Origin of the sequence: Paraburkholderia sp. A1RI_3L (assembly GCF_048957895.1) — a bacterium.
GTDB classification, from domain to species: domain Bacteria; phylum Pseudomonadota; class Gammaproteobacteria; order Burkholderiales; family Burkholderiaceae; genus Paraburkholderia; species Paraburkholderia kururiensis.
Genome location: NZ_JARCHA010000009.1, coordinates 1 through 25,657, shown reverse-complemented (window position 1 = coordinate 25,657; position 25,657 = coordinate 1). Strand labels below are relative to the sequence as shown.

Here is a 25,657-nt window from a genome sequence, read left to right as displayed (position 1 = left end):
TTTTTATCGTGGGGCCGATTTTCAAATTAAAGCGGCGAGAATGCAACTCGCCAATAAGCATCTGACAAACAAAAACAACCCGATTTTCCTGTTTTCCAAAAGATTTGTGCCGCGCTTTTGTCATACGGTTAAGTTTTATCCTTTTGTGTACGTTTGCGCTTCGCGATTTTTCGCTGATTCGCGGGAAAGCGCGGTAAAACTGCCGGCCAAGGCCTGTGCACGCGCCTTGCTTTTGCCAGTCATGCCAGACACATACTTCTTCTCGTTTATGATGACGTTCAACCCGATTCCGGTACGATTTTGGTCCGCCGCACGATGACCCCAGACCCATCCGTCACGCCCGCAGGTCGTCCGGGCGCCACGGCGGAAGGAGATGACGCCCCGCTCTTCCCCGCCGTTCCCGAGCACGACTTCGCGATGCGCCGCATCACGCTCATCGCGCTGCTTGTCGCCGCAATCGTGCTGCCTTGCATCTATGTAGCCACCATGGCCTACGACGACCTGCGCAGCCGCGAGGCCGACGCCTCCGACGTCACCGAACGCACTGCGCGCGTCGCGGAAGAACACGCGATCAAGGTGTTCGACATGAACGAGACGCTCGATGCCCGCGTGGTGGACCTCGTTCAAGGGTTGGACGATGCGGGCGTCCGTGCGCGCGGCGCCTGGATTCACGAGAAGCTCAAATCGATTGGCGGCGGCTACCCGCAAGTGGCCGCCGTCTCCATCTTCGGCGGCGACGGCACGCTGCTCGCCACCAGCGCCTTCTGGCCGACACCCGAGGTTTCCATCGCGAACCGGCCGGACTTCGTCGGCATTCGCGACGGCACGGTGCTCGATCACGTCTCCAAGATCATGCAGGGCGCGGTGAGCGGCGAAGCGGTGTTCAACACCGGAATCGCGCGCAAGGACGCATCGGGCGGCTTCGACGGCATCGTTTCGGTCGCCATGCGGCCGTCCTACTTCGACACGTTCTACCGCGAACTGCTCGGCAAATCGCCCATGACGATGAGCCTCGTGCGCTCCGATGGCGCCGCGCTCGTCGGTTATCCCGCTACGACGCACGCGCACGACGCCGTCGACGCAAAATCGCCGCTCGGCGAAGCGCTGGCGCGCGGCAGCACGTCCGGCGTGGTGCGCATGCGCTCGCCCGTGGACCACGACAGCCTGATCCTCGCCTATCGGCGCGTGGGCGCGTATCCCGTATACGTGGCGTGCGGCTATCGCACCTCGGCCATCTGGGCGCAGTGGTACCGCCACCTGAGCGTGCTGCTGCTCTCGATGTTCACGCCCTCGATTGCGCTGTGGTGCGTGATCTGGCTCTCGCTGAAACGCCTCGCGGCGGAAGAGGAAGCCTGGGAGCGCTGGCAGGCGGAAGCGGCCATGCGCCGCTCGATCGAATCGGCCTGGCGGCAGTCGCGCAAGATGGAGGCGCTCGGCAACCTTGTGGGCAGCGTTGCGCACGACTTCAACAACCTGCTGATGATCATCTCGGCCAACGTGCAGATTGCACGGCGGCGCGGTGTGCCGGGCATCGAACACGAACTCTCGGCAATGGAGCGCGCGTTGAAGAGCGGCCAGTCGCTCACGCGGCAACTGCTGGGCGTCGCGCGCAAACAGCCGTTGCACAGCGAGACGATTGCCGTGGCGCGCTGGCTGCCGGCGTGCCGGGCGTTGCTGAAGGCGTCGCTTGGGGCGAAGGCGTCGCTCGTGATGGACATCGACGAGCACGTCTGGCCCATGGAAGTCGACGTCGCCGAACTCGAACTCGCGCTCATCAACATCGCGGTGAACGCACGCGACGCCATGCCGAACGGCGGTCGCCTCACCGTGCGGGCACGCAACATCAGTTTCCGGCCCGGCGAGGGCTTTCCGCTCACAGGCGACTTCGTACAGCTTTCGCTGGAGGACACGGGGGTCGGCATGCCGCCGGACGTGCTCTCGCGCGCGTTCGAACCGCTCTTCACCACCAAACCCAAGGGCATGGGAACGGGGCTGGGACTGCCGCAGGTGTTTGCCTTTTGCGAACGATCGGGCGGCCTGGCGGCCATCGACAGCGCAATCGGCGCGGGCACGTCCGTGCATCTTTACCTGCCGCGCGCCTCGGGATTGCCGCACATCGAGCGGCCCGCCGAGCCGGGCGTGGAAGAAGCTGCGGCGGCGCACGGGCTGCGCGTACTGCTCGTGGAGGACAACGACGAAGTGGCGGCCGGCACCGAAGCGCTGCTGCAGATGATGGGCCACCACGTGCAATGCGCGAGCCAGGCCGACGAGGCGCTGAAGCTGATCAACGAAGCCGAGGCCAACGCGGTTCGAACGGGCGGACACCTGCCCTTCGACCTGTTGATTTCCGACATCCACATGCCGGGCACGATGAACGGCATCGACCTGGCCGAAACCGTGCAGCAACGCATGCTGAAGTTGCCGGTGATCCTCGTGACCGGTTACGCCGAAGAACTGGAGCGGGCCCGTCACGTAGATGCGCGTCTGCTCGCGAAACCCTTCGACATCGCACTGCTCGAGAAAATGCTGCGCGAAATTCAGCGCGAGTTGCCGTCGCATACGCACGCGGCGGACTGAAATGCCGGCCGGTGTTGGTGCGCGACGTTGCGACCGCGCCGTGCTTGTAAAAATGCGCAACAGCGGCGGCGTTTCTGGGAAATTTTTCGCGCCGCCGATACGGCCGGCTTTCTCCTGTTCCCGCAGCATTGACGCAGTCGCGGCGCAATTCATGGAACGCGGCACATCGGTTGCCTATGCTTTTTCTGTGATGTGTTCTGTTCATGCTGCGAAAGTCCATGCTGCAAGACGGCCACGTGCCGCCTGCCGATAACGCCATGCCGAGGAGAAAACGATGCGACACACCGTGACGAGTCTGTTCCAGACCTTCGGCGAAGCCGAAACGGCGCGCAACGCACTGCTGCAGGCCGGCTTCGCGGCAACGGACATCGGCCTGCGCGGACCGGCTGCGGCCGATACGCAAAGCATCGGCGTGGCGGGCGAAGGCGGACTGCTCGCCAACATCGAACGATTCGTGGCGAGCCTGTTCGCCACCGGCGCCCAACGCTACGACGGCGGCGACCGCCCCGAGCAACCCGAAGCGGTGCGCGAGGCGCTGCGGCGCGGCGCCGTGCTCGTTCGTGTGGAGGCGGACAACGAAGCGCAGGCGCAACTCGCCGCCCATACCCTGGCGGGGCTCGGTGCGCTGGAAGTCGTGGAGCGTCCGCCGGGTTGGGAGGAGCGAACGGGGCGCGCGGTGGACCCCGCCACGGCGCGCGAGCACTCGGTGCTCGACGAGCTGGGTCTGCGGCCGGTTGCGGTGCCGCGTCAGCAATCGGTGCACGCAACGTCGCCCCACGGTGAAGCCGTGTCGCCCGCGCCGCCTGAGCCTCAAGCGGGTTCGCCAGCCGAAGCGGCAGCCGCTGCCGTGCCGCCGGAGGGCAGCGTGCGAATGAGCGACGACGCGGCGGCCACCGCTATCGCGTCGGCCAGTGCGCCGGGGTGCGGCGCCGTTTTTCCGACCGCGCCCCCGGCCGCCGCGCCCGCCAGCGAATTACCCGGCGGTACGCAGCTAGCCCGTGAAGAGGAACCGCCGGCGGGATACGAAGCCGCACCGCCGCCAGGAATGCGCCCCGCGCCGGACAAGGCGGCCCCGCCCATACCGGACGAGTACGTCGAGTACGAGGAAGACTTTCGCGGCCACCACGCCGGGCAGGTGGAGCGCGAAAGCCAGCCGTTCGAGGACTACGAGAGCGCGTATCGCTACGGCGTGATGATCGCGCGGGATGTGAGATACGTCGGCCGGTCGTGGGACGAAATCGAAGCGGACGCCCGGCACGGCTGGGAAACGACTTTCCCGGCCGATGCCTGGGACAAAATCCGCAGCGCGGTACGGCACGGATGGGAGCGTGCCGGTGGGAATCGCGCTGTGTAACGGGGGCGACAGACGGGTCAGGACGGTGGGAACGTGAGGGGCCTGCGCGCCGCGCATACGCCCCTGGCTTCAACCGCGGCGCAGTCGCGTGGTCCAGTCCACGTAGCGATCGACGAATCCCTGCAGGAACTTGCGCGTGTCCTCGTTGACGATGTTGCCGTTGGCGTCGATGCGACTCGCGTCGTGTTTGATGAACATCTCCGGCTGACCGAGTAGCGCCACGTCCAGATAAGACAGCACGTTGCGCAGATGCTGCTGCGCGAGCGCCGTGCCGGTCGCCCCGGGCGACGTCCCCAGCACCGCGCCGGGCTTGCCGGCCCACGAATTCTTGCCCCACGGACGCGAGCCCCAGTCGAGCGCATTCTTGAGTACGCCCGGGATCGAACGGTTGTACTCGGGCGTCACGAACAGCAGCGCGTCGGCGGCTTCAATGCGCGCCTTGAATTGATGCGCGGGCTCGGGCAGGTCGGCGTCGTAATCCTGGCTGTAAAGCGGCAACGTGCCGATGTCGACGAATTCCGCCGTGAAGTCCTGGGGCAAAAGCGAAGTGACGGCGCGTGCCAGTTGGCGGTTGAACGAGTCCTGACGAAGGCTACCGACCAGCACTGCAATGTGACAAGCCATGTTGAGATCCTCCCGGGTGGTCCCGACAAGCGGGACAAGTGGCGACGTAGATGCCTCTCAATCATAGGCGGTGAGGTGCAGCGCGTCTTTTTCGTATTGCCGTCTGGAGGCGCCGCCCCGCAGGATTTGCCAGCTATCGGTGGATAACCCGCCATGACGGAAAGATATTCACAGATTCACTGAATAACTTTGTGGACAAGTTTGGCTAGGGGCTTGTCCTATGGGGGTTTACGTCGGCCTTCTGGGCGAGGCGTCAGTCCGCTGCGACAACGGATGCTGACCGGGCGTTGTGATGTGGGGAAACGTTCGGAACGCGGCTTGCGACGCTGTTGTCCTGCTGGTGCTTCGGCAACCGCTTCGTCTGACGTGGCGAAGAAGGGGCAGAAATACCGGCCGAGACGCAAACCCTAACCGATGGAGGACCGACGATGGCTTCCGGATCACCCCGGCATTACGCCGGCAAATCGCAGGATGAGAGGGTGGCTGCCCGCAAGCATCACAAGCAAAAATCGCAGGAGCAAGCCGGAGGGGAAATGGCTGTGGAAGGCACCGAAGCGGACGCCGAACACAGCTGCGGCGAATTGTCGGAGCGCGGCAAGCAGATATGGCGGACGGGAAATGGCATAGACGGCGGCGGTCTCACCTGACGCCCGACCATGCCGGTCCGGTTGGGGTGGCCATCAACGGGCCATCCCCGCCCGGTGAAAACCTGGGTTACTGCCCGAAAAACACGTTGCAGTACGAAGCCGGGCCTTGGCACGTCGACGCATTGTTCTGCGTCGTTGCTTGAGCAGCATGAGCCGCGCCGGTTGCCGTCGCGAGCAATGCGGCCGACGAAATGATTGCGAGAAGAATGCGTTTCATGGTGTCGCTCCTGATTTAGGTCGATCAACGTTGATCGGTGGCTGGAGAATAGCGACGGAGCGTTCACCTAAAAACATGCCAGTGGAAAAGACATTTTCTCGACAATTGCAATAGTGGCCGCCGAAGGGATTGGTGGGATTTTTCCTCCTGAGTAAATGACCGTTTGGCCGTGCGAAGCGGACCGGCTTGATAAGTCCAATGGGCAAGGGTCTACGCGCTTTGCTGCGTGGAAATTGAGGCACGCCAATAGCGTCGGCACCAGCTTGCAGGGCTCCATCGTTTCAGGTTTTGCAACGATGTATTTCCGCAGTTGTAAGTGCTGCGAGAGGGCTCGCGCAACTTCGTCATGCATCTGTCATTTGAAGGCTTCTGCGCCGACATAGCCCTGAGGAACTGCGCCCATGCGGGCGCGGATCACATAAGGTGCGGAATGTGAGAGAAAATGCGCTCCGGGTCCGACGGGTCATAACGCCAGATCGCCCTGCAATACACAGCAGGGTCTCATCGGCGCTGGTCGCGCGGCATGGGGCGGCCGGCAGCCGATGCGTCAGCGCGCTGTCCCGGACGACAATCGCCAATCACATTCCTCGACATGACAAAGCACGAGATGCATCGAGTCTTGCCGGCCATCCCATGCGAGGGAGCCCATGGCAGCGGCCTGGGGGCGGCCGCGCAGGCGCGCCGTTGGACCGCGTTGCGCCGCACGGCAACAGGCGCGCCGCCCGCGATACGCCCGGTGGGGGACGTCGCATGACCGCCGTTGCCGCTCGGCCGGCGCCGGACGATCCGGTCTACCTCGCCCAGTTGCGACGCGACCTGCTCCGCTTCGCGCGGTTGCAGTTGCGAGACGCGGCCGCTGCGGAAGACGCCGTTCAGGAAGCGCTGACCGCAGCGTGGATGCACGCGGACCGCTTCTCCGCGCAGTCCGAGCACAAGACGTGGGTCTTCGGCATCCTGCGGCACAAGCTGGTGGATACGTTGCGCGTGCGCCAGCGCACGGTGAACGTGTCTTCGCTCGAAACCGAACTGGACGAAGATACCGTTCTCGATCGCGAGCTGTTCAAGGACAACGGACACTGGACGGCCTATGCGAAACCGCGTCCGTGGCCGACGCCGGAGATCGTGCTGCAACAGCAGCAGTTCTGGCAGCTTTTCGAGATATGCCTAGACCATTTGCCCGAGCACATCGGCCGCGTCTTTATGATGCGAGAGTTTCTCGACCTCGACATTGCCGAGATCTGCGCCGAACTGGAGCTGACCGCCAACCACTGCAGCGTGCTCATCTACCGCGCACGGCTGCGCTTGCGGACGTGCCTGACGGAAAAGGGCCTTTCAGGCGAGGACGCGCATGGGCAAGTGTAAGAACATCACCCGACTACTTTCTGACGCCCTCGACAGGCGGCTCACGGCAGGCGAATGGCTGGCCGTCCGTATGCACCTGCCCACGTGCAGCGGATGCCGCAACTATCGGCTGCACATTGCGCTGCTTCGTACGGCGGCGCATGAAATGAGCGGCATGGCGGACCATGAGTCGTCTGGGCGCAGAGAGTGACGATCAGCGCTGCGACGGAGGCTTTGCTGCGTACTGCTGAAGATAACGAGCATGAGAGTCGCGGTCGACGTTCGCATCGCGACGCTCCGTGCTCGCCGGATACTTCGCGAGCATGACCCGCGGACGGACGGGCCGATGTTCAAAGCCGCCGCCGCAGTTCGGACAGACATTACGTAACGTCGTGGTCGCACACGCTTCGCAAAACGTGCACTCGAAGCTGCAAATCATCGCGTCGGATGAGTCGGGTGGCAACGCCTTGCCACATGCTTCACAGGATGGTCGGAGTTCGAGCATTCGCGCCTCTTCAAGTAGATGGGGCACTGGGCGCGGGCTTTTTTAGTGCTCGCGGGGACCGGCGGTTGCGCCGTTAGTCAGAGGCGCCGCCGCCGTTAATCGATCGCGAGAATCACGGCATTTTTGGCGGTGACCTTGTTCGAACCGATTGCCCCGGTCGCCTCCACAGCCCCTGCCAGTAAGTCTGCAAGTCTAGTGAGCGCCTCTTCGGCGCCCCTGCCATTTAGGCCTCGAATTCCGCCAGCTTCGAGCGTCGGGTACCGTCGTCGCTCAGTCAAAGCCCACTCAATCGAAAAGCGCGCTGACGCTCTCCGGCGGACGGCCGATCACAGCCCGGCCATTACGAACGATGATGGGCCGCTGCAGCAGCACAGGATGTTTCGCGAGCGCGTCATACAGCTCGTCGTCGGTTACGCCTTCCCGGTCAAGACTCAGCGCCTTGTACTCGGATTCGGCAGTCCGCACCATGTCGCGCACCGGACAGGCGAGCAAGCGGTTCAGTTCTTTCAACTGAACGACTGACAGCGGATGTTTCAAGTATTCGATGATCTCGACTTTTTCGTGTGCGCCGTTGCTGAGACCGGCAACGAGTTCGCAGGCGCCGCGAGATTTCGAGCAGCGGGGGTTGTGGTAGATGGTGATCATGGGTCGATTGATGTTGAGACGAGTCTGGATGGCGTGCGAGGGGCGATCGGATTGGCCTCGGTAGGGCAACGGCTATCGGGCCGCTGATCGTTCCGCGGCATTGTCGTGAGCGATGGGATAAGAGGTGCTAACGCGCGGCCTCGTGTGCCGGAATTCTAGCTTGCCGCGTTGGAGTCAATGCGTGGAGGCTTTCGCCTGATCCGGAGAGGGCAAGGAAAAGGCAACTGGCCGAAGAGGCACTGTCTTGCGCACATTCTTCACGAGTTTCTTCGTATCTCGCCTTGTAATTTCATCTTTTTTTATTCGGTTTGTTTCTGCACTTAGGTATCTTCTTATGAGTGGCCCCAGGGGCCATCAGTACGTCCGACAACGAGACGCGGATGATGAACTCAGACGGTCTATCCAGCGATAGCTGAATCGGAGTGCGGGTGTATTGGTCTGTGGTCTTGCGACTGACGCCATGACCAGGATTTGATGCCGTAAGACCACGATAGCTTTACCGCGTCGACTAGACTCGCACTCCGCCTGAACGAGGAATCGGCCGCCCGCGTGGCGGGACAATGCTCAGCGCTAAGCGACTTCTGACCATATGTTCCGCGTACGCCAATACCGCGACGTGGCGCCGGAAACCTCCACCGCGCAGGGCAGTACGACGCCGCTGCATATGCGCGAAAGAGGGGGGCGGTCTAGCGCGATAGCTTGGATGAGTCCTAGGTGAGTTCGTCTCGTGCGCGTGGGCAACACAGTGCTTGAAGTCGGTGTCGGTCGCCGCAGCGAGGAATCAGGTTAGAACGAAGGGGTTGTTGGCCCGAATGCTTCTAGCGGCGCAAGACTCGACGCACTTCGCAAGCCGTGTCACGCGCGTCTATGCCTCGCAGGCTGTCCTCGGCCCAACGCCATTCCAAACGCAGATCGTTTCTTCCTCATGGCTTGGTTTATGCGCATAAAGCGAGGCGCTCGGAGGCCGCGTCAAGGCCTCGACCAGTCGCTGGCGACAGGGACGCGTCCCACAGTTGACCGCCACGAGCCACGACCCTACCGGTATTAGGCAGCGGCGGGATTACGGCAGCCGCTTCGCGGGAAGGCGCAACGCAGCCGGAGCTATGCCCAGTTCGCGCCCGCACGACGAGTTCACGCCCGGACAGCCTGCAGATTGCCCCACTGCGCCCACCATACGCGACCGTCGCACGGGAGGGCTTTTCGACATAAACGCCGCTCCGCTCCATGAGGGCCTCCTTTGGCGCCAGCCTCGCCCCACCGTTTATGCGCATAAACCCTCGTCCAAATGGCTAATCCGCCTCCTCAGCGTGACAAAGTCATTGAAAATAAACTTCTTCAAGGTAAAATTCAGCGGCATCGAAAAGGAGGTAAGAATTGGCGGCTGAAATTATCGCGGTCACTCAGCAAAAGGGCGGAGTCGGGAAAAGCACGATCGCCATGCATCTCGGCGCTGCGTTCCATGAAAGGGGCAAGCGAGTTTTGGTCGTCGATGCTGACGGGCAGAACACCTTGGTTCACTGGGCGAGCGCGTCGGCCGAAGGCGAGACGGGCATCCCGTTCCCCGTGGTCAACCTCTCGGAGGCCGGTGGCCAAATCCACCGTGAGATAAAGAAGTTCATTGGCGACTACGACATCATCGTGGTCGACTGCCCGCCCTCCATCACCGAAAAAGTCTCAGGCGTTGTGCTCCTGGCCGCGACCGTCGCTGTCATACCCACCTCGTCGTCGCCAGCTGACTATTGGTCAAGTGTTGGTTTGGTGAAGCTCATCCAGCAGGCACAGGTGATGAACGAAGACCTTCGGGCGGTCTTCCTGCTCAATAAAACCGAAGAGAAACGCATGCTGACGCGCGAGCTGAAGCGCGCGCTGGAAGAACTTGGCTTTCCTTTACTCAAAACACAAATCCCCACGCGCGAGGCCTACAAGCAGGCGATGGCGTTAGGACAAACCGTCCTGCAAATGAACGATCGCGGCGCAAAGCTGGCAAGCATCGAAATACGGGCATGTGCTGACGAAATCGCCAGCATGCTTCCCTGACTTTATGCGCATAAAGGACCCTGAATGAAATCATCCCAGTTCGCAAAAGGCTTCCAGGCGCGGCCAGACACGACCAGTAGCGAAAAGCGCACTGCGCTCGATCGCCTCAATGCAATCGATGGCCTCGTACAGAACAAACCGAAACCCGGCGAATCAGTCGGCAGGGCAAGTCAGCCAGTGCTACAGCCAGTCGCCGATGACCCGGAACAAGTGGATATTGCGAGCGAGTCAACGCAGTATCGCGCGTGGCGCATGGCACAGGGATACCGCCCCGGGCAGGTCATCGAACTTGCGCTCAAGTCGATCAAGCCGAGCCCCTTCAACCCGCGATACTTCTATCTGAAATCGTCCATCGCCGAGCTAGCCGTGAATCTGGCGAAGCAAGGTCAACAACAGCCCATTCACGTCATTCCAGATTACGACAATCCCGGCACGTACTTCGTCAGCGACGGCGGGCGACGCGTGCGTGCATTGAAGGAAGCGAACAAGGAAACGGTAAAGGCAGTCGTCATCGATCTGCCGATCGGAATTCAGAGTTACAAGCTCGGCTACGACCTCAACGTACAGCGTGATTCGCAAACCGTCTTCGACAACGCCGTCGTATGGAAGCGCTTCATCGAGGAGAAGCATTTCCAGAGTCAGAAAGAACTCGCCGAACATCTTGGACTCGATGAGTCCACGGTGGCCGTCGCACTGTCCATCGCGAAACTGCCCGAGCCGGTCATGCACGAAATGGTGGCGCGACCCGATCGCTTTGGCTCGAACATGGCGTATCAAGTGGGCCGCTATCACACAGCACGCGGAACTGACTCCACACTACGCCTCATCAACCGGATCCTCGCCGACGACCTCAGTACGCGCCAAGTTGCCGACATCGTGAAGGGTAGGGCAAGCGCGCAAGAGACTCAAAAGCCGGCAGGGCGTCAACGCTACGCGCAACGCCTCGAAGTGAAACTGGATGGCGTATCGGTCGGCGATCTGAAATCGTATGGGGACGACAGACTCGAGCTGAGGCTGCGCGGTCTGGCTAGAGAGAAGCGCGACGACATCCTGCGGCAAATCGAACAAATCCTGGCGCAGAAGTAAAAGCAAACTCTTCTGCGGGCGCCTTCATGGCGCCCGTTGCGCCTGCGTGTCGGTGCTCAACAGTGGTTATGAACGCGAGCGTCGATAAATATCATCGACGCAAGAACCAGCGTCACCACATCAAGCGGCTCTCGACTGGCTCAAGGTGAACGAAAGCAGATCGCCATCCGTCGGCTCGCCCCACGTCTTGCGAGCGAGCCAATCGAAAAACGCCGTTTCAGCCAGCTTTGATTCCAGCCCGCGTCGACGCCAGTCGTCACGAAGATGCGAACCCAGACCGGGCAATTCGTCTGATTCGAACGTCTCGCGCGCGAGGCCCTGCTCGACCGAGCCCTGCTCCTCATAGAGCGCCTGAGCCTCCTTGCGTCGATATGCGGCGTATTCGCTCAACAGGCGAGCCTTCAGATCGTCGGCCGGCACCGTCGCTCCACCGGAGGACTTGCCACCGGCGGACGGCAGCGCATCCACTGGCGGCGCGTAACCCTTCTTCAGGGCGTCCTTGAAGAGTGCCGCCGCGCTGCGCACCGGCGGCAACGTGGTGCTCCGCATGCGCTGTTCGGTCATCTGCAACGCCGCGCGAATCCGGTTTTCCTCGCTATCGGCATATAGCGATTGGGCTTCCTTGAGCGGAATGCCGAGCTTCACCATGCGATCGACCAGCGTGCTGTCGAACACATTGGGATGCTCGTCGAGCGCGAGCATGGGTTGCTTGCGCTCGGTGACACGGAACTGTATCTCCGCCACGCGCCGGCCTTCCCGGTGCTCGATCAACTCGACGAAGATGTTGGTGACCGCGTTCACCTCGGCAATCGCCGGACGCAAATAATCGCGCTTGAAGTATTTGTATTCGCGCTTGGCTTCATCGCCGGCCTCGGTGTCCGGCGTACCGGAGAGAATGGGACGCCACCATTCCCACGGCTCGCGCATCGTCAGATGACTCGGATTGGTGAGGTAACGGACGCAGATCTCGTACAGCGCCAGCCCTGCGCTGCTACGCAGCTGGCTCTGGAACTGGAGGCTCAGCCGGGCGTATTGGACCGGATCGAGGAGCTTTTTCTTGATCTTCGGAGCGAACGAAAATTCGACCCACACACGACGTGTCTGCGGGTCTTCCAGGATTTCCGCGTCGGCGATAAGCGTGGAGATGCCCCACTTGCGGCCCGGCTTCTGGCTCGAGGTGCCTTGACTCCACTCCACCTGAACGGAAACCATCCGCCGAAGGTGTTCCTTCACCAGCGCAGTGTCATTGGAATCGAACGCCGAATTGGCCACGATGTCGGACAGCAGCGCGCGGTACGTGTCGCCCGACTCGTCGGCCTGCTGGGCCACAGCCAGCAACACGTTGAACAGCTTGCGGGTGAGCAGGGTAATCTTGCCGCTCTTGGGCTGGATCGCAATCGCCTCGACGGCTTTGCGCAATTCGGCTGAGCTGGGGCTCACCACATCGGTTTTCTTCGCGCGCTTCGTGGCCATGCGTCGGGTCGATGAGAGATTTTCGCGACAGCATACCGTCACGGGTGATATGCGTCCATAGGGCCTCTCTCACCATTGCCGGTGAACTGCGTTTACGAACCGCGACTCACCGCGAGTATGTCCCGAAAACGCTCACCTTCAATCCAGTCGATCGTTTCGTGGCCGCTATGAGCCTCGTGGGTCAGACGTAAGCCTGCCGGGTAAACGGTGAGCCAAACGGACGCCTTCACTTCCCGTATCCGCTCACCCTGGAGACTGTGGCAATTTCGCGACGCGATACCTGATAGAAATGCCGCCGGCAAAAGGCCTCGCACGAGCCGCCGCGTCGCTCGCGCCTTGGGCCGTATTTATCCAATACCGGCGCGACGTCCGACCATCCACGGCCGGATTGGACTCTGACAACCTCTTCGCTCCCAACCATCGGACGCGACGCCGCCAGGCGGTCTAAACGCCTTAATAAACGCCTTAACGGCCGCTCGTCTGCGCCGCCGCCGATACTTCCGTCTGAACCGGCTCCGTGCCGCCCTGCGACGCCCCGAAGCGTGGCGGAAAGACCGACCGACGGTCGAGGATGAGCCTACATGAAGGGGCTGATATATCCGTCACCGGGAAGAAGACTGGCAGACGCCACCCACCACCTGGCGGACGCAAAACAGGCCAGTCCGCTCATCGGACGTTGAGCAGCACGACACTCGCTGCGATGTGCAAAGAGATTTCTGCGGACTCCGCGCTACTTCACAACCCTGTCCTGCGCGCGGCGAGTCCCAAAGCGGACCAGAATCGCGCACCAGCACTCCAAACACGTCCCGAAAAGTCTCACCATTAGCGTCCAGCGAAGCGGCGCCCAGTCGCGCTCTGCGCTCGCCCCACATCGTCAAGACTGTCCCGATGCTCCCGAAAAGCCTCACTTTGGAGCCGCGCCAGGAGGAACTGCATCGTCAGCAAAGCACCATCGACATCGATCCCGAAAACGCTCACCTCTCGGCTTTCCTGGAGAAATCCCTAATCCTGGCGGGTACTTAGCAGCGTCGAGAGCACTCCAGCGCCCCTGCCGCACTCCCGAAAACGCTCACCTGTTTCCAGTTTCCTATTGCTCCGCCCACGTTCCAACCGGCGACTGGCGGTCCCCGAACTGTCTCACCTTTTGCTCGCGTGATAGCACGAAGTACAGGTCCGCAAGCGCCCACCATCCGGGCCTTTGCGGCAATCGCAGCGGAGTTTTCTCCCGAAAAATCTCACCTCACCATGCCATTGCCACTGGAAGTACTCCCGAAAACGCTCACCAAACATCCGGTCAGGCCAGGAAGCGACGATAATCGCAAGGGCTTTCATGCCATCCCGTAAGACCTCACCGTTGTGCCGCCCGCCGCAAATCAACACCGAGAGGGCGCGCAACGCACACAGCACAGCACTCCCGAAAACGCTCACCATTACCCTGCGAATGCCCAATATTTGTGCAAAAACTGGGGTGGTTCCTGAAAAATCTCACTTCTGCCGTCCGTTTCTTCCCGGGATCCTTCACCTTCCCACCCGCGGAGGTCCCGAGAACGGCCGTTTTCTTGTTAGCACGTACTCCCGAATAGGCTCACCTCGTTGCGATACACATCGCAGATCGCTGTTCAGGTGCTAAAAGGCCGTCCGCGGATTGTGATCCCGTAACGTCTCACCTATGCAGAACAGCCAGAATGGATGCCTTCCCGAACCCGCTCACTTCGTTTCCCGCAGTTCCTCACCACCGTCCCCGAACCCCGTCACCGGCTTATCCCGTACTGTCTCACCAGGCGTCCCGCAGCATCTCACCTGATTGCCCGGAAACCCTTGTCCAATAAGCCTTTGCCGTGGCGTTAACGTTTTTAACTTGGTTCAAGGGTGTTTACTTTTATATCTCTCAAGCTAAAAGCTGTGAGCCTTCTGAACAATCGCCGTCAAAGACACACCCAACGATCGCCCGTCTCGTGAAACAGTGACAAAACAATGAAGCCTCTGTAGTTTTCTTTTGAAAACAATTGGTTATGCGCTAATCTTAGCTTTGTTTCACGGAAACGCTGCCAGGCCCCGACCTGAGGCACGATCACAGCATCCAAAAGCGGCTGCAAGGTGCCTCAGACCCCTCCCAGTCGCAAAACCGTACCATTCGATACGTAATTTGTTATGATTTGCACGATCTGACTTCCAGAGACGCGGATGAATCTAGACAAAGAACGTTTAGCAATACGCCAGGAGCTAGAAACCATGCGGGCGAGCGGTGCGCGCCGGCAGGAATTGTCCCTACACGCTTGCAAACGACTCTTCTTCGACCTGGGCATTCGTCCCTCGATGGCCGCCGTCCGCGACCTGACCCAGACCGGCAGTGCGAGCGACATCCCCAAAGACATCGACGTGTTCTGGGAACGCATCCGGACCGCGTCCCGTGTCCGCGTGGGCTCTGGTGTCATTCCGAAAGCGCTTGAGGACCGCGCAGGCGAGCTGCTCGGCTCACTGTTCGAGGAAGCGATTTCGCATGCCAAGACGCTGCTCGAAGGTGAGCGCGCCGAGATCCAACAGGTGCTTGCGGCTGCGGAGCAGAAAGTTCGCGAGGCGGACCTTCTACGTGCGGCCGCTGATGATCACGTTCATCGCAGCGAAGCACGCGCCGAAGCCGCATGGACACGTGTGCGCGAACTCGAGGCCCAACTGGCGGCCTCTACCACGCACGGTGCGGCGCACCAGGAAAACCTGCAAAGCACGACGCGGCGCCTGGAGGCGGAAAACGAGGCGCTGCGTAAGCGCGTCGATACCGAACAAGCGACCAACGCAACCCTACGCGACCGGATCGACGCCCTCCATGCCGACCTCCGCGAAAGCACTGAGCACTACGCGCAGCAGATCAAGGACGCGGTGGCCGAAGCCGAGCGGCGCGTCAAGCCGATGCTGGTGGAACTCGACTCGCTGCGATCGATGGCGGCCACCTGGCAGACCGCGCAGCGCGACGCGAGCCGCAAGGAATTCGATTTCATCCAGCAACTCTCTGCGGCCAAGGCGCGAGCCGACAGACTAGACGCCCAGCTTCGCGAGCAATCGGACGAAATCGATACCCTTACGCGCGAATTGACCGCTTTGCGCTTGCAGAATGGCGTGGATCCGCGCGTTGCCTCGCTTCTTTGTACGCTGGCCACCGCCGGCCGGCTGACAACGGACGAACTCGCGGACGTTGGAACGATGCTGGATGGCCACGTCACCCTGCCATCTCATTGCCCGAAATGCGAGGACGGTGAACCCGAGCTTTCCGAGGTCGATCACCAGTTCGAGCTGTCGTGTCCAGAATGCGATCACTCGTCGGGCATGGGCGCGTCAAGGCTGGAAGCCGTCACGCGATTCATGGCTGTCGGTGCGCATGCCACTTCGATCTAACATCACTGCTGCCTTGAACGGCGCGGCCACGCGCTTTTCGCGCGCGTACGCTGAGCCCTCATTGGTGAGCCGATGCGGGAGCCTCTGATAACAAAAGGGTGAGCGTTTTCGGGACTCCGCACACGTCGCCCCTTAACAACATAGGCCGCTGACGACCTTCAGTGCTTCCGCACACCTATCGCCCAGGCGCGCCCCGGTGGTTCCCCGAGGGCTCATCGGCACGACTTGTCCCCACTTCGATTCGATCCACCCAGGCCTTCCACGCTCGATGCAGCCGGTTCGCCGACAACACCTGCGCAAATCCGAGCCACTGTCCAACGAGTTCGGGGCTCACGCCGCTTTCGAACAGATCGGCGGCAAACGTATTGCGCAGCGTTTGCGGACTGGCCCGGTCCTCTCGCGTGTTTGCGAGCCCGGCCGTTTCGACGATAGCGTCGACCGCTCGCAGCACCGTCGCCTTATGCATCGGCCGCCCGGACGGCGACGCCGGAAACACCAGATGCCCCGGCAGGCGAGCATCCGAGCGCTCAGTAAGCCACGCGTCGAGCACGGCGACGCTGAACGGCGACAGCCGTGTACGGCGTGTGAATTCCGGGTTGCCCGCTTCGATCACGACCCATGGCGCGCCGCGCGTGACGCAACTAATGGAAAGTGCCATCGCCTCGCCCGTTTTCAGTCCACCGCCCAGGAATACCGCCACCAGCGCGCGATCACGGCGCTCGCGCCAGCGTTGCGCCGCCGAGGCGCTGGAAAGCGGCGTGAACAGGTATGCCACCAGCGCGGCGCGCTCGGCCACAGTGAGAAAACTGGTCGGCTCGTTGTCGCGCGCGGTTCGCCATGCTGCATCGGCATCCTGAGCAATGAACCGCGCCGGGTTTGTCGATGCATGTTCGATCTGGCGGACATGATCCAGCACGCGCTCGATGAGCCTTAAATAGCGGGCTTTTTGTGTCTTTCGGATGGAGCGTTCCGCGACGAAGTCCGCGATGGCCTGCATGTCGACCGTGTGGAGATTCATGCTTCTGGACTGGAGCCAGTCGACGAACTGACTCCATTGCGCGCGGTAAATGTCGGCGGATGAAGCGCGGAAGTTTTGCCCCGCTAGCCACGCATCGAATGCGGCGTGCGGATCGCGGCGCCAGTCTTCACGGTGCGGGTCGAAGAGATCGCTACGTTGCACATCGCGCGTTACAGCTGGAGAACGGGACGGTGCAGGCATCGGCTATCTCCCATTAGTTGCATTCGATTATTGAGACCGGCAACTGCCGCCCCGCAAGCCAATCGACGGGACTCAGTCGCCCCATGCGCGCAACCGCCGCGCAGAACCGGCTGCCGACGACCGCGTGGAAGCGGACGGATCCACACTTTCAAGTGCCCGCTCGTACGCCGCGACGGCAAATGCGAACACTGGCGGCAACGCGTTGGATGCGCCGAAGTCGACTACATCGTCAGTCTCCGGATAAGACAGGCCATTCGGACGTTGAAAGAGGCTCAGCATCGCCTCGTCATGGCGGCTGGCGAAGCCCAGGTCGGCGAGCGCTTCAGCCTCGATGGCGTGCAGCAGCCGCCACGTGAGCGGTACGCGCTGGACGATATAGCGCGACGCGATACGTCGCACGATGTTGTTGAGATCGCGCGCCGCGAACTGGAAGCGCAGCGCGGCAAGGTCGTGCTCGTTCGGGGTATTCATGTTCTGCTCCGGTCGATCGCCCAATACTGTACAAACATACAGTATTGGGCGCAACCTCGGCGCTCAGGTGCGAACGGCTGTCCTGCGCGACGCACCGTTCGGAACGCTCCCCCAGTTCCCTCACCCGTGAATGACCACGAGCAGCGCCCGTGCATCGGCCTTGCCGGCGTTGCGAATGGCGTGCGGCTGATCGGCCACGTAACGCGCGGTTTCCGAGGACTTGAGCCGCCGCTTCGTGCCAGCCGCTTCTACTTCCATCGTGCCTTGCAGAACCGTGAGATGTTCGCGCGTGCCGGGCTCGTGCGCACTCGAAACGAGTGCGCCGCCCGGCTGCAAAGTCAGTTCGTACCATTCGAAGCGGCCCGCGAGTTCGATCGGTCCCCACACGCGCAACTGATAGCCGGCGTCGTGGCCGTTCAGCGTGGGAATGTCGTGCGGCCCCGCCACGGCAATGGCCTCCGGCGCCTTTTGCTGCGCAAAGAGCGAGTCGAGATTGACGCCGAGCGCATTGGTGAGCCGCCACGCGACAGCGATTGTCGGGTTCGCCTTGTCGCGTTCGATTTCCGATAGCATCGACTTCGATACGCCCGCGGCCCGCGACAGATCGTCGAGCGTCATGTGCCGCTCGCTGCGCAGTCGCTGGATCTGTTCGCCCACACGCGGCGGCGCAGCGACAGCCGGCGTAGCCGGTGCCACCGTAGCGGCCGGTGCAGATGACTTTGAAAGCGCGGACGTGCGCCGGTTGCCCGAGCTTGCCATTTAATGCCCCATCGTTTAGAGTTGTTCGATATACCGAACTATAGTTCGGAAAAACGAAAATTTCCGGTAAGACTGACGGCGACTATAGCAGCGCGCTACGCCGCTGGATAGTCGGCCGGCCGGTAACTGCCGCCGGGGCCACGAGCCTCGCGCGGCGCGATCCTGTCAGGAGCTTCGTCCATGCGTGAACCCTACCTCGCCCATTTGCGCACCACGCTCGACCAGATTCGCGCGGACGGTTTCTACAAGACCGAACGCGTCATCGCAAGCCCGCAGTCTTCGGACATCCGGCTTGCCGGGGGTGCCGACGTGCTGAACTTCTGTGCGAACAACTATCTCGGCCTCGCGGACGATCCGCGTTTGATTGCAGCAGCGAAAGAAGGCCTCGACAACGACGGCTTCGGCATGGCGTCGGTACGCTTCATCTGCGGCACGCAGACAGTGCACAAGCAGCTGGAAAGCGCGCTGGCCGCATTCCTGCAGACTGACGATTGCATCCTGTATTCCAGCTGTTTCGACGCGAACGGCGGCCTCTTCGAGACACTGCTCGATGAGTCCGACGCCGTGATCAGCGACGAACTCAACCATGCCAGCATCATCGACGGCGTGCGGCTATGCAAGGCGAAGCGCTATCGCTATCGCAACAACGATCTCGCCGACCTCGAAGCGAAGCTGCGTGAAGCCGATGCCGCCGGCGCGCGCTTCAAGCTGATTGCGACGGACGGCGTGTTCTCGATGGACGGCATCATCGCCAACCTGGCCGGCATCTGCGATCTGGCCGACCAATACGGCGCGCTGGTGATGGTCGACGACTCGCACGCAGTGGGCTTCATCGGCGAGCACGGCCGCGGCACGCCCGAGCATTGCGGCGTGGCGGGCCGCATCGACATCATTACCGGCACGCTCGGCAAGGCACTGGGTGGCGCATCGGGCGGCTACGTCGCCGCGCGCAAGGAGATCGTCGAACTGTTGCGCCAGCGCTCGCGTCCCTATCTGTTCTCCAACACGCTCACGCCGAGCATTGCCGCTGCGTCGCTGAAGGTGCTCGAACTGGTTCAAAGCGCAGAAGGCGCGCAACTGCGAGAGCGCGTACGGGCCAACGGTGCGCACTTCCGTCGTGCCATGACCGAACTCGGCTTCACGCTCGTGCCCGGCGAGCATCCCATCATTCCGGTGATGCTCGGCGACGCGCAGATCGCGTCGAGCATGGCGGATGCCCTGCTGAAAGAAGGCGTCTACGTGATCGGCTTCTCGTACCCGGTGGTGCCGAAGGGCCGCGCGCGCATTCGCACGCAAATGAGCGCGGCGCACACGCCGGGGCAGATCGATCGTGCCGTCGATGCCTTCGCGCGCGTCGGCAAGTCGCTGGGCATTGTTTGACACGGGACCGAACGCACATGAAAGCACTCGCGAAACTCGAACGCGCACCGGGCCTCACGCTCACACGCGTAAAAAAGCCTGAAGTGGGCCACAACGACGTGATGATCCGCATTCGCCGCACCGCGATCTGCGGCACGGATATTCACATCTGGAAGTGGGACGACTGGGCCCAGAAGACGATTCCGGTGCCCATGCACGTGGGCCACGAGTACGTTGGCGAAATCGTCGAGATGGGGCAGGAGGTGCGCGGCTTCGCGATAGGCGACCGCGTATCCGGCGAAGGACACATCACGTGCGGGTTCTGCCGCAATTGCCGCGCGGGGCGCCGGCACCTGTGCCGCAATACCGTGGGCGTGGGCGTGAATCGCGAAGGCGCGTTCGCGGAGTATCTCGTCATTCCCGCCTTCAATGCGTTCAAGATTCCGCCTGAAATTTCCGACGATCTCGCCGCAATCTTCGACCCGTTCGGCAACGCGACGCACACCGCGCTTTCGTTCAACCTGGTTGGCGAGGACGTGCTGATTACGGGCGCGGGTCCCATCGGCATCATGGCGGTGGCCATCGCGAAGCACGTGGGCGCGCGCAACGTCGTTATCACGGACATCAACGACTACCGGCTCGATCTTGCTCGCAAGATGGGCGCGACGCGCGCGGTAAACGTATCGCGCGAGTCGCTGCGCGACGTGATGAGCGAACTGCACATGACCGAAGGCTTCGACGTGGGACTCGAAATGTCGGGTGTGCCGAGCGCATTCACGGCATTGCTCGAAGCGATGAACCACGGCGGCAAGGTGGCGCTGCTCGGCATTCCGCCCGCGCAAACGGCCATCGACTGGAATCAGGTCATTTTTAAAGGGCTGGAAATCAAGGGCATTTATGGCCGCGAGATGTTCGAGACCTGGTACAAGATGGTCGCCATGCTGCAAAGCGGCCTCGACCTGTCGCCCATCATCACTCACCGCTTCGCCGTGGACGACTACGAAAAAGGCTTTGCCGCCATGCTCTCCGGCGAAAGCGGCAAGGTGATTCTCGACTGGACCGAGTGATCCGATGTGATCCTGCGCGGGCCAGTGCGGCCCGCGCTCTTCCGCTATTCAGCTTCCGGCCGCGGCCGCAGCGGCCGGCTTCACGAACTCCGCCTCGATGCGAACGCGCACGTCGTCCCCCACTGCGGGATACCACGTCGACAAGCCAAACTTCGCGCGACTGAAGTGCCCTTGTGCGGAGAAACCTAGCGTGGCTTCCTTGGTGAGCGGATTCGGCGCGTAGCCGTTGAACGTCACATCGAGCGTCACGGGCTGCGTTACGCCATGAATGGTGAGGTCGCCCGTGAGCGTGCCGCGCGACTCGCCCGATCCGCCCGTTCGTTCGAAACGCGTGCTGACGAAGCGGATTTGCGGATAGCGCGCCACGTCGAACATATCCGTACCCTTCACCATTCTGTCGAGCACCGGCACGTTCGTATCCACGCTCGCGGCGTCTATTGTGGCCGCCACGCTGCTGCCGGCGAGTCCATCGGGACGCCAATCGAGCTGCGCCGTCACCTTGTCGAAGCGCATCGTAAAGTGCGAGTAATGGAAGTGATCGACATCGAACGACACATTCCAGTGATGCGGGTCCAGTTGGTAGCGTCCTGCAGGCACGCTAACTTCCTTCGTGCTCACGCTATGCGTGACCACCCTCAGCGGTGTGCAGGCGTCCAGCACGACGACGGGCGCCGTCAACGCGAGCGCCAGTGCGCCGCGCGCAACGAGTCTTGCGGCACCGGCAGCGACAGTTCGGTCCATTCCTTTCTCCATCCCGGTTATGAGCGGCGTGATGGGCAACACGATAGCGCAACTGCTCGACGCCCGCCCGCGTGGCCAGTGCCCCGTCCCATCCCCTTCCGCATTCAAGGCACTTGACGCGGGAGAATGATCGTTCTACATTGCGCACATGGAGAATGATCGTTCCACCTGAAATGCAAGGTAGCGAAACAAGGTGGCGAATCAAGATAGCGAAACACTTGCAAGGACCCACAGATGCCAGCCGCACCGCTCGATGACCCATCCGCATCCCAGGCAGGCGCTCGCGAGCGCCTTCTGGATGCAGCCGAGGCGCTAATCTACGCCGGCGGCATTCACGCCACGGGCGTCGATGCGATCGTGCGCGAGTCCGGCACGGCGCGCAAAAGCTTCTACACGCATTTCGAATCGAAAGACGCGCTGGTGGCCGCCGCGCTCGCGCGGCGCGACGAGCGCTGGATGCGCTGGTTCGTGGAAGGCACGCTAAGCCGCGCACGCACGCCCCGCACGCGGCTGCTCGCCATGTTCGACGTGCTGCGCGAATGGTTTGCTTCGCCGGGCTTTCACGGCTGCGCCTTCCTGAATGCGGCCGGAGAAATCAGCTCGCCGGACGATCCCATCCGCGTCGTCGCGCGCGATCACAAGGAGCGCTTACTGCGTTTCGTGCGCGAGCAGTGCGACGATTACTTCGCGTCGATTGCAGGAGACCGTCGCCATGCGGCGCGCCTCGCGCGCCAATGGCTGATTCTGATCGACGGCGCAATCGGCGTGGCGCTCGTGAGCGGCAGCGCCGACACGGCGCTCGATGCCCGTGCCGCCGCCGAACGTCTGCTCGACACCAGTACGAGTTCCGCACGTCCATCGAAGCCGTCGTCGCGGCGGCTTGCCCGTTCCACCTCCCCTAAGGAAACGCCATGACCCAGTCCGCCGAAACTCGCCCGCCGGTTCCGCCCTTCACGCAGGAGACCGCCATCCAGAAAGTCCGCGCCGCAGAAGACGGGTGGAACACGCGCGACCCCGAGCGCGTCTCGCTCGCTTACACGCCGCAAAGCGTCTGGCGCAACCGCGCCGAGTTCGTGACGGGCCGCGAGCAGATCGTGGGACTCTTGCGCCGCAAATGGGCGCGCGAGCTGGATTACCGGCTCATCAAGGAACTGTGGGCGTTCGGCGGCAACCGCATTGCGGTGCGCTTCGCCTACGAATGGCACGACGATTCCGGCCACTGGTTCCGCTCATACGGCAACGAGAACTGGGAGTTCGACGAAAACGGCCTCATGGCGCGTCGCCACGCGAGCATCAACGACCTGCCCATTCGCGAGAGCGAGCGGCTCTATCACTGGCCGCTCGGCCGTCGCCCCGACGACCACCCCGGTTTGTCGGACCTGGGGCTGTAACGCCGCCCCCCCCCCGCGCGGGCCCCATCCGCGCGCGGCTTTCCTCGCATCCCACCAGCACACCACGTTGCGGCGCAGCGATTTTCACGGAATTGACGCCGCTTTCCCTTATGGTTGCGCCCAGGTCTGTACCGCCGCGCAACGCGCGTGCCGCTTTGCCCGAGCACGTCTTCCACTGCGTTTTCCGCCTGTTGCGGTACAGTTCGCGACTTGGGTTGGCTAGCTGGCGCCCTTCTTTTTCGGGCACAGAACCCTGACGGACAACAAACGAATCGCGCCGGCACCAGACCGGCGATGGAGAAGACATGCTCTCGAGGCGGAACAACAAGAAGCCCACCTACCTCGCCGCCGCGCTGGCCGCTACGTTGCTGCTGGCCGCGAGCGGCGCCCGCGCTGCCAGCTGGTGCGCGAACGGCCTCTGGGTAGATGCAATGGTGGGCTCCTACCACATCAACCCCGACAAGCATTTCGAGGACTTCAACCCCGGGCTCGGCATCGAATGCTGGCCTGGGCAGCAATGGGCGCTCACCGCAGGCGGCTTTCGCAACTCGCTGCGTCGGCCGTCGTGGTACGGCGGCGCTGTCTGGGCGCCGGAGTTCGCGCATTGGGGTTTCGTGCGCGTCGCCGTGATGGGCGGCATCATCTCCGGCTACAACTACGGCAACTGGGGGCTGGGGCGCGACCACACCATCGGCCCGGTGGTGGCGCCGCTGCTGATGTTCGAATACCGGCGTGTGGGCGCCAACGTCATCGTGATTCCGCCCATTCCCTCGGACGACCTGCCGTTTACCCTCGGCTTCCAGTTGAGGGTGAAGTTCTAGGGCCACCTATCGCCGTACAAAAGAGATGCGACTTTTAGAAAATCGCTGAAATCGTACAATAAAGCTGCGACCTCACATCTCGCAATATGGAAATTGAGCCGCTCAGCCTTATCGGGCTCGGTCCTCCGCAATCGGGTGTCCGTATTCCGAACGCAACCAACGCCGCGAATTCCTCCTTCTGCGGCGGCATATTTAATTAGTTATGCGAAATTAAAGTTGCGACTTTCCTTGTTGTATAAGCTCCCGAGGTGAGCCGTATGAGTTGTCGGCACAGATCAACTGCACATTCGTAGGCCTTGCAGTTGGCGCGAATTCGTGCGGCTTGGAAGCCGAGTGAAGAGCCGAACTGGTGATAGTTCAGCGTTTCGAAACCTTTTCGGATAGGTGAGCTGTTCCAGGATGGTGAGGACTTCCAGGAGGCAAGGAAGCGTTGAGGAAACCGATAGTAAGTGCAATAGGTGAGGGCTTTCGGGGGCGGCGACGCGGGATGAAGCGGCGTTAGTAGAATTCGTGTCCCGTCGTAGGTGATAAATTCGCCACACGCTATCTCACTGAAGTTTGTGAGTAGGTATCAACGAAGGTGAAGGAATTCGGGATGGTGAGGATTTCCAGGGGGTAGGACGGTGAGCAGGTCCATCTCTCCCGAATAAGCTCACCTAGCCTGGTGCCGCCAAATGTACGGTCAACTCCGATTGGAGGACAGACCGGTGCGTTCTGTGCGACGTCTCCGTGGTCGGGTGCGGCCGATTATGAGCCGCCGACTCTACGGCTTTAGTGTAAGCCTGCGGCCATCCTTCCCGCTTCTTGACCATCGTTTTCCAGAACTACGCTTCTCAACGTATGCCTGAAGATCGTTGCCCCATGAATGACCGCTACTTTGTCCCAGATCTCGCACAAGTTTGAGAACCTTCACCCGGACACAATACTCGAGAATTTGGGTTAAAACATCAACGCGAAGATTTCGCATCAGGTCAGCGAGATGCATCGCCTCTTCCAGCGTCTGTCCTTTCCATCCTTCCTTACCTATGTCGCTCGCGAGTTCCAGAAGCGCGAGTTCCGGGATTGAAACGAGAATTTCTTTATTCTTGTTCGGCAATGGTCGCAGCCAATCCGCTATCGGTGAACCGTCGTGAAACAGCTGGGTGGTTTGAAAGCTGAAAGGCATTTGTTCGCCCGCCCAGTCCGGGAACCTATACGACCGGGAAGCCCATAGGGTGATTCTGGGGCGGAACGCTATGTTGTGTCTCATTCCCTGCCAATCGAGTGCGGTTTTGCCGCCGACATGCAGGCCGGGCACTCGTCGGCTCATATAGGCGATGACGCCGTCCGTCGATAGGTCGTCTCCGACGAGTAGATAGGCCCCCTTTGAGAGGCGTTTCAGCCAGCCGGCACGAACCAGGTAACTGGTTTGTGATGGTCCAATCCCGAGTGCCCTTAACATTATCGGGTCCAAGGGTTGTCCACGGGGCGCCTTTTCCAACAGACGTTGTATGGTCGTATTGGCCAACGATCAGTCCTTCGCGTACTTTGCCAGATACAACTAGCTAATTTATCACAGTTCCCGCAATTAAAGTACGTCGAGCATCGATAGGTCTCTTTTGCGACCGCCTGCGTGCTGGAAAAAGTGAAGACCACGCCGTACACTCGTTCGGGTACGTTTTTGTCGATTTTGTAACCGTCACACTTCGCCGGTAGCCTTCACGGCGCCTGTCACGGATTAGCCCCCTCCTGCGCCTCGCTGGCCGTGTAACTGTTCGCCGCTTTTTTCGCGTGAGGTGGTCGGCTACAACGTTCAGGTCGCCATCGACGCCAGGCATGGCCTCGTCGTGACGCACGAAGTCACGAACGTCGGCTGCGACCGGGCCCAGCCCAACCAATGGCAAAGGCCGCGCGCGACGCCATGGGCAAGAATAAGATGAAAGCACTGGCAGAC

24 protein-coding genes and 1 pseudogene are annotated in these 25,657 nt (G+C 61.7%); 15 read left to right on the top strand and 10 right to left on the bottom strand.

All coding sequences use genetic code 11. The features are described from left to right. Positions 1-40 precede the first annotated feature (40 nt). The 3 genes from PXJ20_RS22355 (at position 41) to PXJ20_RS22345 (ending at position 3,931) form a co-directional block, all read left to right on the top strand. The gene (locus tag PXJ20_RS22355) at positions 41-319 is read left to right on the top strand and encodes a hypothetical protein (RefSeq protein WP_421031573.1); all 279 of its coding nucleotides are present in this window, start codon (positions 41-43) and stop codon (positions 317-319) included. After that, positions 316-2,577: an ATP-binding protein gene (locus PXJ20_RS22350; protein ID WP_421031572.1), complete on the top strand. Its 2,262-nt coding sequence runs from the start codon at positions 316-318 to the stop codon at positions 2,575-2,577. The genes PXJ20_RS22355 and PXJ20_RS22350 overlap by 4 nt, the downstream gene beginning before the upstream one ends. Positions 2,578-2,851: 274 nt before the next feature. Next, positions 2,852-3,931 (top strand): hypothetical protein, encoded by a 1,080-nt coding sequence (locus PXJ20_RS22345; protein ID WP_421031571.1) that lies wholly within the window; start codon positions 2,852-2,854, stop codon positions 3,929-3,931. Positions 3,932-4,000: 69 nt separating this feature from the next. Here PXJ20_RS22345 and PXJ20_RS22340 read toward each other — a convergent pair whose 3' ends face one another. After that, complete coding sequence (locus PXJ20_RS22340) at positions 4,001-4,555, bottom strand: NADPH-dependent FMN reductase (protein WP_413215743.1); 555 nt, start codon at positions 4,553-4,555, stop codon at positions 4,001-4,003. 428 nt (positions 4,556-4,983) lie between these two features. Here PXJ20_RS22340 and PXJ20_RS22335 point away from each other — a divergent pair, with 428 nt between their 5' ends. Next, entirely contained in the window at positions 4,984-5,202 is a 219-nt protein-coding gene (locus tag PXJ20_RS22335; protein ID WP_017774130.1) for a hypothetical protein, read from the top strand. A gap of 67 nt (positions 5,203-5,269) precedes the next feature. On the opposite strand, the gene PXJ20_RS22330 is transcribed toward PXJ20_RS22335, so the two are convergent. Next, a complete protein-coding gene (locus tag PXJ20_RS22330; protein ID WP_017774131.1) occupies positions 5,270-5,419 on the bottom strand; it encodes a hypothetical protein in 150 nt (49 codons plus the stop codon). A 750-nt stretch (positions 5,420-6,169) separates the two neighbouring features. On the opposite strand from PXJ20_RS22330, the gene PXJ20_RS22325 reads away from it, so the two are divergent. Beyond that, complete coding sequence (locus PXJ20_RS22325; RefSeq protein ID WP_126875515.1) at positions 6,170-6,781, top strand: RNA polymerase factor sigma-70; 612 nt, start codon at positions 6,170-6,172, stop codon at positions 6,779-6,781. After that, positions 6,768-6,971: a zf-HC2 domain-containing protein gene (locus tag PXJ20_RS22320; RefSeq protein WP_126875516.1), complete on the top strand. Its 204-nt coding sequence runs from the start codon at positions 6,768-6,770 to the stop codon at positions 6,969-6,971. The genes PXJ20_RS22325 and PXJ20_RS22320 overlap by 14 nt, the downstream gene beginning before the upstream one ends. A gap of 3 nt (positions 6,972-6,974) precedes the next feature. Here PXJ20_RS22320 and PXJ20_RS22315 read toward each other — a convergent pair whose 3' ends face one another. Then, positions 6,975-7,265: a DUF1272 domain-containing protein gene (locus tag PXJ20_RS22315; protein WP_126875517.1), complete on the bottom strand. Its 291-nt coding sequence runs from the start codon at positions 7,263-7,265 to the stop codon at positions 6,975-6,977. Positions 7,266-7,550: 285 nt separating this feature from the next. Beyond that, positions 7,551-7,910 carry an arsenate reductase (glutaredoxin) gene (gene arsC / locus PXJ20_RS22310; RefSeq protein WP_017774134.1) on the bottom strand — a complete coding sequence of 120 codons (360 nt, stop codon included), beginning with the start codon at positions 7,908-7,910 and terminating at the stop codon, positions 7,551-7,553. A gap of 1,374 nt (positions 7,911-9,284) precedes the next feature. On the opposite strand from arsC, the gene parA reads away from it, so the two are divergent. Together parA and PXJ20_RS22300 are read left to right on the top strand one after the other, a co-directional pair. Continuing rightward, on the top strand, positions 9,285-9,947 hold the full coding sequence (gene parA / locus PXJ20_RS22305; protein WP_017774135.1) for a ParA family partition ATPase: 663 nt from the start codon (positions 9,285-9,287) through the stop codon (positions 9,945-9,947). Positions 9,948-9,971: 24 nt separating this feature from the next. Continuing rightward, positions 9,972-11,033 (top strand): ParB/RepB/Spo0J family partition protein, encoded by a 1,062-nt coding sequence (locus PXJ20_RS22300; protein ID WP_421031570.1) that lies wholly within the window; start codon positions 9,972-9,974, stop codon positions 11,031-11,033. A gap of 120 nt (positions 11,034-11,153) precedes the next feature. On the opposite strand, the gene PXJ20_RS22295 is transcribed toward PXJ20_RS22300, so the two are convergent. Then, positions 11,154-12,506: a replication initiation protein gene (locus PXJ20_RS22295; RefSeq protein WP_126875520.1), complete on the bottom strand. Its 1,353-nt coding sequence runs from the start codon at positions 12,504-12,506 to the stop codon at positions 11,154-11,156. A 2,184-nt stretch (positions 12,507-14,690) separates the two neighbouring features. On the opposite strand from PXJ20_RS22295, the gene PXJ20_RS22290 reads away from it, so the two are divergent. Further along, the gene (locus PXJ20_RS22290; RefSeq protein WP_421031569.1) at positions 14,691-15,896 is read left to right on the top strand and encodes a DNA-binding protein; all 1,206 of its coding nucleotides are present in this window, start codon (positions 14,691-14,693) and stop codon (positions 15,894-15,896) included. A gap of 175 nt (positions 15,897-16,071) precedes the next feature. Here the strand turns inward: PXJ20_RS22290 and PXJ20_RS22285 are convergent, their stop codons facing one another. The 3 genes from PXJ20_RS22285 to PXJ20_RS22275 all read right to left on the bottom strand — a co-directional run bounded on the left by PXJ20_RS22285 (position 16,072) and on the right by PXJ20_RS22275 (position 18,345). Continuing rightward, positions 16,072-17,115, bottom strand: coding sequence for a tyrosine-type recombinase/integrase (locus tag PXJ20_RS22285; RefSeq protein ID WP_421031568.1), 1,044 nt, complete (start codon positions 17,113-17,115; stop codon positions 16,072-16,074). Positions 17,116-17,187: 72 nt separating this feature from the next. Further along, the gene (locus PXJ20_RS22280) at positions 17,188-17,586 is read right to left on the bottom strand and encodes a DUF2471 family protein (protein WP_421031567.1); all 399 of its coding nucleotides are present in this window, start codon (positions 17,584-17,586) and stop codon (positions 17,188-17,190) included. 120 nt (positions 17,587-17,706) lie between these two features. Further along, positions 17,707-18,345 carry a helix-turn-helix domain-containing protein gene (locus PXJ20_RS22275; RefSeq protein WP_017774142.1) on the bottom strand — a complete coding sequence of 213 codons (639 nt, stop codon included), beginning with the start codon at positions 18,343-18,345 and terminating at the stop codon, positions 17,707-17,709. Positions 18,346-18,525: 180 nt separating this feature from the next. Between PXJ20_RS22275 and PXJ20_RS22270 the strand changes: the two genes are divergently transcribed. Together PXJ20_RS22270 and tdh are read left to right on the top strand one after the other, a co-directional pair. After that, a complete protein-coding gene (locus PXJ20_RS22270) occupies positions 18,526-19,725 on the top strand; it encodes a glycine C-acetyltransferase (protein WP_421031566.1) in 1,200 nt (399 codons plus the stop codon). A 17-nt stretch (positions 19,726-19,742) separates the two neighbouring features. Further along, entirely contained in the window at positions 19,743-20,771 is a 1,029-nt protein-coding gene (tdh, locus tag PXJ20_RS22265) for an L-threonine 3-dehydrogenase (RefSeq protein WP_017774144.1), read from the top strand. Positions 20,772-20,819: 48 nt separating this feature from the next. Here the strand turns inward: tdh and PXJ20_RS22260 are convergent, their stop codons facing one another. Then, a complete protein-coding gene (locus tag PXJ20_RS22260; RefSeq protein ID WP_421031565.1) occupies positions 20,820-21,512 on the bottom strand; it encodes a YceI family protein in 693 nt (230 codons plus the stop codon). A gap of 234 nt (positions 21,513-21,746) precedes the next feature. Between PXJ20_RS22260 and PXJ20_RS22255 the strand changes: the two genes are divergently transcribed. From PXJ20_RS22255 to PXJ20_RS22245, 3 genes are all read left to right on the top strand, one after another. Beyond that, positions 21,747-22,427: a TetR/AcrR family transcriptional regulator gene (locus PXJ20_RS22255; RefSeq protein WP_421031564.1), complete on the top strand. Its 681-nt coding sequence runs from the start codon at positions 21,747-21,749 to the stop codon at positions 22,425-22,427. Further along, positions 22,424-22,903 (top strand): DUF1348 family protein, encoded by a 480-nt coding sequence (locus tag PXJ20_RS22250; protein ID WP_199540632.1) that lies wholly within the window; start codon positions 22,424-22,426, stop codon positions 22,901-22,903. Before PXJ20_RS22255 ends, PXJ20_RS22250 begins: the two co-directional genes overlap by 4 nt. A gap of 305 nt (positions 22,904-23,208) precedes the next feature. Continuing rightward, on the top strand, positions 23,209-23,724 hold the full coding sequence (locus PXJ20_RS22245; RefSeq protein ID WP_277598988.1) for a hypothetical protein: 516 nt from the start codon (positions 23,209-23,211) through the stop codon (positions 23,722-23,724). A gap of 763 nt (positions 23,725-24,487) precedes the next feature. On the opposite strand, the gene PXJ20_RS22240 is transcribed toward PXJ20_RS22245, so the two are convergent. Next, positions 24,488-25,231: a type IV toxin-antitoxin system AbiEi family antitoxin domain-containing protein gene (locus PXJ20_RS22240; protein ID WP_421031563.1), complete on the bottom strand. Its 744-nt coding sequence runs from the start codon at positions 25,229-25,231 to the stop codon at positions 24,488-24,490. A gap of 268 nt (positions 25,232-25,499) precedes the next feature. Here PXJ20_RS22240 and PXJ20_RS22235 point away from each other — a divergent pair. Then, positions 25,500-25,657 (top strand): annotated as a pseudogene (locus tag PXJ20_RS22235) (IS5/IS1182 family transposase); the annotation flags it as partial.